The sequence below is a fragment of the Sediminibacterium sp. FW305-C-49 genome (assembly GCF_058231085.1).
This window is the reverse complement of the sequence record NZ_JBIQXS010000002.1, coordinates 139,368-151,141: the sequence shown is the minus strand read 5'-3', so window position 1 is coordinate 151,141 and position 11,774 is coordinate 139,368. Positions and strand designations below refer to the sequence as shown.

Here is an 11,774-nt window from a genome sequence, read left to right as displayed (position 1 = left end):
ACAGTTTTGGTTGTATGTTAGGGTTGTTTGATTAAACTGAGATGAAGGCTGATCTCTCCTGCGCTGGCGTCTATTCCTGTCTTTACAGCAATTTAAGCATTTTTCATATTCCATCAAAAAAAACATTCGACACAACTTGCTGAAAAACAACAACTTATACTCTACTAAATACTTTGTTCAAAAATACCTGCCAGAAAACACGATCCTTCACTAAAAAAACATTTGGAGGGTATAGATTATTTAATATTATTGCAGCCTTACGATTGACGGTAGTTAAAAGATAGTAATGAGTAAAAAGCAGTTATTTACGTTAGAGTTTCCAGTGAGATGTTCCCCAGCCATTCTTTTTGAGTTTCTGGCTACACCAGCAGGTCTTCAGGAATGGTTTGCAGATAAAGTAGATGAATGGGAAGGTGTATATAGTTTTTCATGGAATGGCGGCACTCCCGATAAAGCCTCTATCCTGGATCAGGAACAGGATAAGTTTATCCGCTTTCATTGGTTGCACAGTGAAAAGAATGAATATTTTGAGTTTCGCATAGAGAAAACCGAGATATCCAATCAGACCATTTTAGTGATCAAGGATTACGCGGAGAAAAATGAAATCAAAGACCAGAGCCAGTTATGGGAATACCAGGTGAAAGAGTTGTTTCACAGACTGGGTGCCTGATGCATTTTCAGGATGCTCAATAAATCAACAATATCATTTTCCAGTAATGGAAGTAGATCATCCCACTGTTCCAGTGGGATTTTTTTTACCAGCTTTAGAAAAGACCTGTCCTGCAACCAGTATGTTTGATCCACTGAAACGGCCGGTGTATAAGTTGTGGGCTCCAGTTGATGTTGCCATGGATCTTCTCCAACAGATAAATACCAGTTTTCATCGCTTACATGTTCCTGCACAAATGTTTCAACCGGTTGTTTGTATTGATCAAGGTAAACACCTGCCAATTGTAGTGTGATGGTCCAGTAATGACCCCACCAGAAAAAACAGCGGATGGCACAGGTATCTGCTTTAGTAAAAATGCGGGGATAATCCATCATTACCCATGGCAGGTTTTGGTATTGTTCGCCTCTGGCTATTTTCGGAGTAAGGACAAACAATGACACATCATTCAATCCAAGTTCAACAACCCTTTGCCTGATCCTTTCACTCAGTTCGCCCAACAGTAATTCCACTTTTTTCAGCACCTCATTCTTTGTTAAAATAAAGCGGGTATCCATTATCAGTAATCTTTCCTCTGCTGAAAGTGTTAGTTTTGCGGGTAACATGGATTAAAGATAGGTAAACGTGAATGGTGAATCGTGAATGATGAATAGCATTTTATTCCAATCATTCAAACTCACTTTTTTTTGAACATTGACCATTCACGATTCACCATTCACGCTATTCAATGCTCAAAAAACTAGACATACTCATCATCCGTTCTTTTATCGGCCCTTTCCTGGCTGCTTTTGCTATTTCTTTGTTTGTACTCACCATGCAGTTTTTCTGGTTGTATATTGATGACCTGGTAGGTAAAGGGCTTGACTTTTTTACGGTGATGAAACTGGTGGGACTTGTGATGTTGTTCTGGGTTCCGATGGCTTTACCACTGGCATTACTATTTTCCTCTATTATGACTTTCGGTAACCTGGGTGAAAGTTTTGAGCTGGTAGCCATCAAAGCATCTGGTATTCCATTATTGCGTTTTATGCGCCCCTTGTTTATCATCACCATTTTTCTTAGTGGCCTGGCTTTTTTGTTCTCGAATAATATCATCCCCGTTACTCAGCTAAAATTAGCTTCATTGAAATATGATATCATCGTTTCCAAACCGGCGATTGATATTAAAGAGGGTGTTTTTTACGACAAACTTGATGGTTACGTAATTAAGCTGGGTAAAAAAGAAAAAAACGACAGCGTAATACATGATATCGTTCTATTTGAAAAAAATTATGGCCTGCAGGATAATATGCTCATGGCGCAATCAGGCATCATGCGTATTACCCCTGACAAAAAATTTCTTGAATTTATTCTGAAAAATGGCTGGCGCTTTGAAGAAAGAGGACCCAGAGGCACTACCAATACAGAATTCATCCGGTTAGGTTTTAAAGAATATAAAAAAGTATTCGATCTGAAAAGTTTTCAGATGAACAAGTCTGGCGACAGTGCCTTTTATGATCCAAAAATGCTGAGTCTCCGGCAGTTGAATTCGGCGATTGATTCACTCGAACATATTGATACATTTTACACCAGAAAAGCCCATTCCGAAATAACACCCTATGTTCGTTTTGCACGTTATGCAAATGATACAGGGTGGATAAAAACAGATACAGCTTCGATTAAAACAGCCAAAACTTTTGATGCCTTATTACCGGATTCTCTGAGAGAAAGTATTATTGACGGTACATTCGGACAAATTACCAGCATCAAGGGTAATATGGGTTTTCTGGCTTCTGATTATGAAGAAAAATATAAGTCATTGCGGTACCATGAAATTGAATGGCACAGAAAATTCACTCTTTCTGTTGCCTGTATTGTTTTGTTCCTGATTGGTGCTCCGCTGGGTTCTATTATCAGGAAGGGAGGATTAGGTACTCCACTTGTCTTTGCCATCATCTTCTTTGTTTTATTTCACTTATTCAACACATTTGGTGAGAAATTCGTTCGCTCGGGTCAGGCTTCACCGATGGAAGGCATGTGGTTATCGACATTGATACTGATACCCATTGGTGCATTTCTTACTTTTAAAGCGATGCGCGATTCTCAGCTCTTTAACCAGGAATTTTATTACAGAACTTTTACACGGTTCCGTAAGATTTGGAATAATTTTAGGAAAGGAGATCATAGACCATAGACTATGAACTTTCTCCTATATTCATCAATAAAAACTGTATCACATGAGCCATCAATCGTCACGTCGAAATTTTGTGAAAACATCGGGTAAAGCAGGATTGGCTATTGGGCTAGCTGCAACGCTGCCATCGGTTTTGCGTGCAGGTGTTACAGCAACCAATGAATTCCAGCAACAGGCACTACCCTATATGTACAATGCACTTGAGCCATCTATAGATGCGCTCACGATGGAAATACATTACAGCAAACATGCAGCGGCGTATGCCAAAAGTTTAGGTGAAGCCTGTACAGCCGAAGGGGTTAATACCGCCAGCAAAACACTGGAATCGGTGCTGCGTAATATTTCGAAGTATTCTGCGAAGATGCGAAATAATGCAGGTGGACATTATAACCATGAAATGTTCTGGCAAACCATGAAACCAGGTGGATCAGCTACTCCTTCAGGCCAACTCGGCAATTCCATCATCCAGGCCTTTGGTTCATTCGATGCATTCAAAACTCAGTTTGCAGATGCTGCCAAAGCACGTTTCGGAAGCGGATGGGCATGGCTCATCATTAACAGCGATAATGCACTTACCATTGTATCAACACCTAACCAGGACAACCCTTTAATGGATGTAAGCGAAACATGGGGCAAACCTTTATTAGGACTTGATGTTTGGGAACATGCATACTATCTTAAGTACCAGAACAGAAGACCAGATTATATCAATAGCTGGTGGAATCTAGTAAACTGGGATGTGGTAGCCGCAAGAATGAATAAATAGGGCAAGTCCGAAAGTCCGTAAGTCAGGATAATATTTTTAAAGAAAAAAGAATACAATGAAAGTTACAACAAGTTGGGTGCAGACATTAGCATTTGATGTTACTGCAGATACAGGTCAGACAGTACGTATTGATACAACCGTTGAGAATGGAGGTTCGGGTACCGGCATGAACCCAAAAAAAATGTTACTGGGTTCTTTATGTGGTTGCAGTGGTATTGATGTGGTGGACATTCTACATAAAATGAAAGTACCCTTTACCAAACTCGAAATTGAAGCATCAGCAGAACAAACAGATGACCATCCAAAAGTTTTTAAGTTTATTGACATGGTCTATCGCTCCGATATATCGGCCGACAATATTGATAAATTGAACAGAGCCGTGAGTTTATCACACGAAAAATATTGTGGCATATCTGCCATGCTCGGGAAACATTGTCCCATTAACTACAAAGTTGAGTTGATATAAAAGAAAAGGTCTTGTTAGCAAACAAGACCTTTTCTTTTACTCTTTCCAGCCCCATGGTGCCGGTGCTGTTGGTCTTTCTTTCGTTAAGTCAAATTCTATGCTGAATTGCCGGTCTGAACCTATGACCCGCAGGTTATACGTAAAAGATTTACCGGGCACGAGGTTGATCCACCAGACATTATTTGCTGCTCTTGGTAAAAGATTTACCGTTTCCTGATCAGCCGGAAAAATCTGCATACTGCTGGTGCCGCTATTGGTAGACAAGCCCCCATACATAGTTATTCTATCAGGACTGCCATCTTCATGTCTGTGGTCATGTTTCAACAGCAAACGATCCGCTTTTTTCGTCAACACCCATGTACGGGAATAATTCGTACCCACATGAAAAGGGATGCGAATTTTTTCTTCTTCACAAGCCCTCACATGCATCTGTAATTTTTTATTGGCAAATGCCGTATCGTTGGGTGGAGCAACTACTACTTTTCCTTCGAACGATTTACCACAGAGTTTTTTTAATTCGTTCCAAAAGAGTTCTTGTCCGGATTGTGCTTTGACATGAACTGCAAGGAACGTAAACAAGATATAGAAAACAGATCTTTTCATATTTTATTAATTGCCACAGCATATTAGTGTTTGCCACAGGAACAGGTTTCTGTTTCTGTGGATGCCTCTGCTGCCCAGGGGAAACTGAATACTGCTGCATTTTTAATTTGCTCCCAATAAAATTTGGTTCTGGGTTTATTGGCATTGCCTATTTCATTCATGGTATCAGACTCGTATAATCTTCCGTTCACCATCGTATATTTTACCGATTCGGTGTTGCGGATATTTTCCAGTGGACTTTTATCTAATACAATCATATCGGCCAGTTTACCTACTTCCAGTGAACCAATCCACTTATCCAATCCAAGGCTTTGTGCAGGATTAATGGTTGCTGTTTTCAATGCCTGCAGGTTACTCATCCCTCCCTGTTGCATCATCCATATTTCCCAATGTACCCCAATACCCTGTATCTGCCCATGTGCGCCGATGTTTACGTTCACGCCATTGTCGTTGAGTTTTTTGGCACTTTCTGAAGTGAGTATATGTCCATTTTTATACTCTTCCTCCGGTAACATCGTTCTATGACGGCTGCGGGTATCTATCACGGTGCGGGGTGTAAAACGAAGTAATCTTTCTTTCTCCCATACATTGGTATGTTGGTACCAGTAGTATTCACCGCTTACACCAGCATAGTTTACAATAAGCGTGGGTGTATAAGCTGTTTTTGATTCTTTCCAGAGATTAATCACGTCGCTGTATAAAGGCGCAACAGGAATATTATGCTCAATGGTTGTATGTCCATCCATTACCATTGTCATATTATGAAAGAAGAAAGAACCACCTTCAGGCACTACTTCCATACCCAGTTCTCTTGCTGCCTGTATAATCATTTGTCTTTGTTCGCGGCGGGGTTGGTTATAACTCTTTACAGAGAAAGCACCGAATGCTTTTGTTCTGCGCAAAGCACTACGCGCATCATCAATTGAATTAACCACCGCTTTCATATCGCCATCGGCACCATATAAAATAGTTCCTGTAGAGAATACGCGCGGACCAGTCATTACCCCTGCTTTTACCATTTCACTTTGCGCAAAAACCATTTCACTATTAGCCGATGGATCATGCATAGCAGTTACACCATATGCCATATTGGTATAATAAGGCCAGTGTTTTTGTGGCGACATACCAGAACGGAAATGGTTTCCATGGGCATGTGCATCAATAAAACCAGGCATGATGGTTTTACCTTTACAATCAATCACTTTTGCGCCTGCCGGTACTTTTACTGTTGCCGCTTTGCCAATTTGTTTGATGAGATTGTTTTCCACTACTATTGTTCCGCCTGTAATAACTTCATCCCCTTTCATGGTTATGATACTGGCATTGGTGAAAGCAATCGTACCTGTTGGTTTATCGGTTACTACTTCGACCTGGATATCGATTCCTTTTTCAGGTATTTTAAAATCGGCTTCAGATTTATTGGCGATAAATGCAAACCTGTCTTGTAATGGTATACTAAAATACTGATTACCTAAAGTGTAATACAGCATTTTACTATCGGCTGCCCAATGCAGGTTAATACCCGCATCTTTTGAAACAATACGAACAGGGAAATCTTTTGTATTAGCGCTGATATCTACTGTTTTACCTGTTAAAGGAAATGAAGCTACATATACTTCATGCAGATCAATAAATGATATCCATTTATCATCGGGGGATACAGTAAACTGACTTCCATAAGTACTTCTCAAATGAATTCTTTCATCATTACCCGATAAATCGCAGCTCGCAAACTGCCTGTTCATTCCACCACCCAATGTATAATAAATACGTGTGCCATTGCCATTGAAGCGAGGCTGGTCGCCACGTTGTGTTACCAGCTTTTCAGCAGTTCCGTCTGCCTGCATCATAAATGTACCCGTCACTGCTGTAAATGCGGGGCCCATTGCATCGCTGCCATTTTCTTTACGGAATAAAATCCATTTCCCATCAGGCGAAAAAGAAGGTTGCCGGTAAATTCCTTTTGCCGGCGTTAGTTTCCGGGCACTTCCTCCGTTTAAACCAATACTGTAAATGGCTCCACTGTTTTCATCATTCCATGTGGTATAAACGATACTGTTGCCATCGGGTGAAAAAGAGGGTTCGTATTCAAAATCAGTTCCACTGGTAATACGGATAGCTTTGCCATTGGGCAATTCTTTTTTCCATAAATAACCTACTGCATTAAACACAAGCCATTTACCATTGGGCGATGTAACTGCATGACGGATGACGTTAGCCTGAAAAGTTTCAGGATTCAGGTTTTGTTGAAAACGAACTGCTTCCACGATTTTCTGTTTCACTTGAACGGTGAAAGGGATATCAATCGATTTATTCGCCTCATTTACATTAATACGAACAATTTTACCCCGACTCCAGATCACAATCTCCTGATCATTGGGCATCCAGTTAAAACCGGTATATAAACCAAAAATGGACCATGCTTCCTGTTGGTCTTTTGACAGATCTTCGTATACTGGCCATTCTTCACCTGTTTCCAGTTTACGCAGGTACAAAACAGATTTTGTTCTCACCCGTTTGATAAATGCCAGTGTTTTGCCATCATGCGATAATTGCGGACGAACAGCGCCACCGGGGCCACCCGTTACATTATCAATACGACCTGTTTCCCTATCGAGTCTGCGTATGACAAAAATCTGGTTGTTGGGATCTTTATTGTATTGGAATTGTCCACCCGGATACATATCCTCACTGAAATAAACATACCTGCCATCGGGCGACACTACGGGTTCATTCACATCCTGCTGATCGTTTTTACGAACAGTTAATTGCAAACCGCCACCACCACTGATATGATACATCCACATTTCACCTGCACCCAATGAGCGGGTAGATGTAAAATGTTTACGTGCAACAATGTATTCACCACCCGGCATCCATGCGGCATTATTCAATAAGCGAAATGTTTCTTTGGTAATCTGTACAGGATTACTGCCATCTCGTTGCATGACCCAAATATTGTCTCCACCGCCTGCATCGGAAGTGTATAAAATTTTACTGCCATCGGGGCTATACCTTGGCTGCACTTCAAATGCATGACCTCCACGTAACAGTTTTGCTGTACCACCACCGATTGGCATGGTATAAATATCACCCAACAGATCAAATACAATTTCTTTCCCGTCTGGAGAAACATCTAGATTCATCCAGGTTCCTTCATTCACCGTAAAACTAATTTCCTTAACGGGGCCGGGAGGATTATTGACATCCCATTTGGCGGCTGGTTTGTCCTGTGCCTGAACAACAACTACAGATAACAAAGCTGCCGACATTAATATGGATCTAAGCATAGTTAATGGTTTAATGTTGGAAGATACTAAAGATAAAATTTACCAGCAGCAGGAATAAAATTCCGGGTTGGGTATCTGTAAACAGTCAAGTATCTTTATGAAAATACCGCACTTGACCACAGCAAGACAAAATTTCAGGGTACAGTTATGGATCAGTCTCCTGAGTGTTGTGTTATTCCTTGCCAAAATAATTGCTTATTATTTTACCCATTCACTGGCCATTCTATCAGATGCACTGGAAAGCATTGTAAATGTAATAGCAGGTTTTATAGGATTATACAGTTTGTATGTGGCTGCAAAACCGAAAGATTTTGAGCATCCTTATGGACATGGAAAAGCAGAATTTGTTTCTGCAGCCGTTGAAGGAGGATTGATTGTTGCGGCAGGTATCATGATCATATATGAAACAGTGGCGAATATCCTCCGGAATGAGCCTGTTCACCAGTTAGATACCGGACTATGGCTGATAGGAGCTACCGCAGTTATAAATTTTGCAGCGGGAACCATCTGCCTACGAATAGGAAAAAAGAACAACTCACTTGCTTTACAGGCCAGTGGTAAACATTTGCAGGTAGACACTTATTCAACGCTTGGCATTATTGCAGGCTTAATAATTATACTGGTTACACAATTATACTGGCTCGACAAACTGATTGCTTTTGGTATGAGTGTGCTCATTATTTACAATGGTTATAAAATCATCCGTTCATCACTGGCTGGTATTATGGATGAGGCCGATACCGAATTACTGGGTCGTTTTATTCAGGTGCTGAATCATCACCGTAAAGAAAACTGGATTGATCTTCATAATCTTCGCGTAATAAAATATGGCAGTTTGTTACATGTAGATTGTCACCTTACCGTACCCTGGTATCTTAATATCCACGAAGCCCATAAAGAAATAGATGACCTATCGGCATTGATTAAACAGGAATTTGGCGATGCCATTGAATTGTTTGTACATACAGATGGATGCCTGCCCTTTAGCTGTCGGATATGTAATAAAGAATGCCGTGAGCGACAACAGCTTTTTGAACAAAAAATGACCTGGACCCTGGAAAACATTATTTCTGATAAGAAACACCAGTTATAAAACATTTCATTATGCTGTAAAATGCAATTTATCAACATTTAATCCTGTCTAACTAAGTTAAAATCAGTGCTTCATTGGGTAAAAAGAATAACTGTTCAAAGGTTATCCTAAATTGCAGCCTCACAAAATACCATTGCTATGCAAGCCTGGAAAGATTATCAGCAACAACACAAAGATCGTTTTCTGAATGAGTTACTCGACCTGTTGCGCATACCAAGCATAAGTGCGAGAGGTGAACACAAAGAAGATATGATTCGTTGTGCTGAAGCCGTTGAAAAAAGTTTGAAGGAAGCGGGTGCCGATACAACTCATATCTACCCAACAGCCGGACACCCCGTTGTATATGGAGAAAAAATAGTTGACCCATCCAAACCAACCGTGCTGGTATATGGTCACTACGATGTGCAGCCTGCGGATCCATTGGAACTCTGGCACAGTGGGCCTTTTGAACCGGTAATCAAAGACGGAAAAATATATGCCCGTGGTGCCTGCGATGATAAGGGCCAGTTTTACATGCATGTAAAAGCACTGGAAACCATGGTGCAAACCAACAGCCTTTCCTGTAATGTAAAGTTCCTGATTGAAGGTGAAGAAGAAGTGGGCAGCCCTAATCTGGCTACTTTTGTAAAAGCGAATAAAGAATTATTAAAAGCCGATGTTATACTCATCAGCGATACTTCGATGTTAAGTATGGATACTCCTTCCATTGATATTGGCGTGCGAGGTCTGAGCTATATAGAAGTAGAAGTAACTGGCCCCAACCGCGATCTTCATAGCGGTGTATATGGTGGCGCTGTTGCCAATCCTGTTACCATGCTGGCTAAAATGATTGCTTCCTGCCATGATGAAAACAATCATATTACCATACCCGGTTTTTATAATGATGTGGTAGAAGCAACAGCAGAAGAGCGCGCTAAAATGGCCAAAGCACCTTTCAGCGAAAGCGAATACAAAACCGACCTGGGTGTTCAACAGCTATGGGGCGAAAAAGGTTATACTACCAATGAAAGAACAGGTATTCGTCCTACACTGGAAGTAAATGGTATCTGGGGTGGTTATACCGGTGAAGGTGCAAAAACAGTATTGCCATCAAAAGCATTTGCAAAAATTTCCTGCCGTCTGGTACCTAATCAGTCATCAGAAAAAATCACCAAAAAAATACTGGATTATTTCACCAGCATCGCACCAGCAGGCGTTACGGTAAATGCACATGAACACCATGGTGGAGAACCATATATGACACCCATCGATTCCAATGAATACCGCGCTGCTGCAAAAGCCATTGAAACAACATTTGGTAAAGAGCCTATTCCGGTTCGTGGCGGAGGCAGTATTCCTATCTGTTCTTTATTTGAAAAAGAACTGGGATTGAAAATTGTATTCATGGGTTTTGGTCTCGACAGCGATAACCTGCATAGCCCAAATGAGAAGTACGATATTTTTAATTTTTACAAGGGTATCGAAACCATCCCTTACTTCCACCAATATTATGCGGAAGGAAAATAAATAAGAACAGGAGCAGATCTATATTTGCTCCTGTTTTGTTTTTGTTATGAATGAAGTGAAAGAAAAATTACGGATTGATAAATACCTCTGGGCTATTCGTTTGTTTAAAACAAGGAGCCAGGCAGGTGATGCATGCAGCAAAGGGAAGGTAAAATTGGCTGGCACAGCCATAAAAGCATCACGCATAGTTAGCATCGGTGATGAATATGAAGTGAAAACAGAAACCAAACGCTGGGTGGTAAAAGTAACAGGTTTACTGGATCACCGGGTACAATACAGTGAAGCCATCAAATTTTATATTGATATTACCCCTGCAGAAGAACTGGACCGTGTAAAATTTGAAGCTGCCACTTACCAAACCGGTAAACGGTTGAGTAAAATTGGCAGACCTACCAAAAAACAAAGAAGAGATCTGGGAGATTTTTTAGCTGACTAATCTGCATAACCAGTCCTTAAGAATACACCACAAACAGGTAATTCAGCTTGATCACATTCTTGTAACATCTTCCCTACCTTTGCTACATGTTACATGTTCACATCCTAACCGTTTTACCTGAATTACTCGAAAGTCCGTTTGCGCACAGTATTATGAAAAGGGCGCAGGAAAAAGGGTTACTGGAAGTACATGTTCACCAGTTACGCAAATGGGCCGTGAATAAATATGGGATGGTTGACGATTACCAGTATGGTGGTGGAGCAGGCATGGTGATGATGTGTGAACCATTGGCCAACGCCATCGATGAATTACAAAAAGACAGGCCATTTGACGAAATCATTTATATGACCCCCGATGGCAAGCGTTTCGATCAGCGTGCAGCCAACCAGCTCTCTTTAAAAGAAAATATACTCATCATCTGCGGTCATTATAAAGGCATCGATGAACGTATTCGGCAGCAATATGTAACCATGGAAATTTCTATTGGCGATTATGTATTAAGCGGAGGAGAACTGGCAGCAGCAGTTGTAGTAGATGCCATTGGTCGTTTGATTCCGGGTGTGTTAAATGATGAAACATCTGCACTCACCGATTCTTTCCAGGATAATTTACTGGCGCCACCCGTGTACACCCGTCCTGCAGATTTCAAGGGCATGAAAGTACCAGAGATATTACTTCAGGGTGATCCCAAAAAAGTAGATGATTGGCGATATGAGCAGGCTGTTCAACGTACTAAAGACAGGAGACCGGATTTGATGTCGGATCTCTGATGTC

General features: G+C 41.0%; 11 protein-coding genes. 8 read left to right on the top strand and 3 right to left on the bottom strand.

What is annotated here, in order from left to right; genetic code table 11:
• The first annotated feature begins 286 nt into the window (after nt 1-286).
• A complete protein-coding gene (locus ACH3Z1_RS08030; protein ID WP_490821370.1) occupies nt 287-670 on the top strand; it encodes an START-like domain-containing protein in 384 nt (127 codons plus the stop codon).
• On the opposite strand, the gene ACH3Z1_RS08025 is transcribed toward ACH3Z1_RS08030, so the two are convergent.
• Entirely contained in the window at nt 652-1,272 is a 621-nt protein-coding gene (locus ACH3Z1_RS08025; RefSeq protein ID WP_490821369.1) for a hypothetical protein, read from the bottom strand. The two genes, ACH3Z1_RS08030 and ACH3Z1_RS08025, sit on opposite strands and share 19 nt — an antisense overlap.
• 122 nt (nt 1,273-1,394) lie before the next feature.
• On the opposite strand from ACH3Z1_RS08025, the gene ACH3Z1_RS08020 reads away from it, so the two are divergent.
• Genes ACH3Z1_RS08020 through ACH3Z1_RS08010 form a run of 3 tightly spaced genes read left to right on the top strand, consistent with a single transcriptional unit; the run spans nt 1,395 to nt 4,072 of the window.
• Nucleotides 1,395-2,840, top strand: coding sequence for an LptF/LptG family permease (locus ACH3Z1_RS08020; protein ID WP_490821368.1), 1,446 nt, complete (start codon nt 1,395-1,397; stop codon nt 2,838-2,840).
• 43 nt (nt 2,841-2,883) lie between these two features.
• Nucleotides 2,884-3,606: a Fe-Mn family superoxide dismutase gene (locus ACH3Z1_RS08015; RefSeq protein WP_490821367.1), complete on the top strand. Its 723-nt coding sequence runs from the start codon at nt 2,884-2,886 to the stop codon at nt 3,604-3,606.
• Between the two features lie 55 nt (nt 3,607-3,661).
• The gene (locus tag ACH3Z1_RS08010; protein ID WP_490821366.1) at nt 3,662-4,072 is read left to right on the top strand and encodes an OsmC family protein; all 411 of its coding nucleotides are present in this window, start codon (nt 3,662-3,664) and stop codon (nt 4,070-4,072) included.
• 36 nt (nt 4,073-4,108) lie between these two features.
• Here the strand turns inward: ACH3Z1_RS08010 and ACH3Z1_RS08005 are convergent, their stop codons facing one another.
• The gene (locus tag ACH3Z1_RS08005) at nt 4,109-4,675 is read right to left on the bottom strand and encodes a hypothetical protein (RefSeq protein WP_490821365.1); all 567 of its coding nucleotides are present in this window, start codon (nt 4,673-4,675) and stop codon (nt 4,109-4,111) included.
• A 23-nt stretch (nt 4,676-4,698) separates the two neighbouring features.
• Nucleotides 4,699-7,965: an amidohydrolase family protein gene (locus tag ACH3Z1_RS08000; protein ID WP_490821364.1), complete on the bottom strand. Its 3,267-nt coding sequence runs from the start codon at nt 7,963-7,965 to the stop codon at nt 4,699-4,701.
• A 112-nt stretch (nt 7,966-8,077) separates the two neighbouring features.
• On the opposite strand from ACH3Z1_RS08000, the gene ACH3Z1_RS07995 reads away from it, so the two are divergent.
• From ACH3Z1_RS07995 to trmD, 4 genes are all read left to right on the top strand, one after another.
• Nucleotides 8,078-9,058 carry a cation diffusion facilitator family transporter gene (locus ACH3Z1_RS07995; RefSeq protein WP_490821363.1) on the top strand — a complete coding sequence of 327 codons (981 nt, stop codon included), beginning with the start codon at nt 8,078-8,080 and terminating at the stop codon, nt 9,056-9,058.
• A 138-nt stretch (nt 9,059-9,196) separates the two neighbouring features.
• Nucleotides 9,197-10,564, top strand: coding sequence for a dipeptidase (locus tag ACH3Z1_RS07990; RefSeq protein ID WP_490821362.1), 1,368 nt, complete (start codon nt 9,197-9,199; stop codon nt 10,562-10,564).
• Between the two features lie 46 nt (nt 10,565-10,610).
• The gene (locus ACH3Z1_RS07985; protein ID WP_490821361.1) at nt 10,611-11,000 is read left to right on the top strand and encodes an RNA-binding S4 domain-containing protein; all 390 of its coding nucleotides are present in this window, start codon (nt 10,611-10,613) and stop codon (nt 10,998-11,000) included.
• A gap of 86 nt (nt 11,001-11,086) precedes the next feature.
• Nucleotides 11,087-11,770 carry a tRNA (guanosine(37)-N1)-methyltransferase TrmD gene (gene trmD, locus ACH3Z1_RS07980; protein ID WP_490821360.1) on the top strand — a complete coding sequence of 228 codons (684 nt, stop codon included), beginning with the start codon at nt 11,087-11,089 and terminating at the stop codon, nt 11,768-11,770.
• Nucleotides 11,771-11,774 lie beyond the last annotated feature (4 nt).

Excerpts from the sequence above, each read along its gene's own strand:
- ACH3Z1_RS08030 (WP_490821370.1), top strand. The coding sequence starts at position 287 with ATGAGTAAAAAGCAGTTATTTACGTTAGAGTTTCCAGTGAGATGTTCC.
- ACH3Z1_RS08025 (WP_490821369.1), bottom strand. The coding sequence starts at position 1,272 with ATGTTACCCGCAAAACTAACACTTTCAGCAGAGGAAAGATTACTGATA.
- ACH3Z1_RS08020 (WP_490821368.1), top strand. The coding sequence starts at position 1,395 with ATGCTCAAAAAACTAGACATACTCATCATCCGTTCTTTTATCGGCCCT.
- ACH3Z1_RS08015 (WP_490821367.1), top strand. The coding sequence starts at position 2,884 with ATGAGCCATCAATCGTCACGTCGAAATTTTGTGAAAACATCGGGTAAA.
- ACH3Z1_RS08010 (WP_490821366.1), top strand. The coding sequence starts at position 3,662 with ATGAAAGTTACAACAAGTTGGGTGCAGACATTAGCATTTGATGTTACT.
- ACH3Z1_RS08005 (WP_490821365.1), bottom strand. The coding sequence starts at position 4,675 with ATGAAAAGATCTGTTTTCTATATCTTGTTTACGTTCCTTGCAGTTCAT.
- ACH3Z1_RS08000 (WP_490821364.1), bottom strand. The coding sequence starts at position 7,965 with ATGCTTAGATCCATATTAATGTCGGCAGCTTTGTTATCTGTAGTTGTT.
- ACH3Z1_RS07990 (WP_490821362.1), top strand. The coding sequence starts at position 9,197 with ATGCAAGCCTGGAAAGATTATCAGCAACAACACAAAGATCGTTTTCTG.
- ACH3Z1_RS07985 (WP_490821361.1), top strand. The coding sequence starts at position 10,611 with ATGAATGAAGTGAAAGAAAAATTACGGATTGATAAATACCTCTGGGCT.
- trmD (WP_490821360.1), top strand. The coding sequence starts at position 11,087 with ATGTTACATGTTCACATCCTAACCGTTTTACCTGAATTACTCGAAAGT.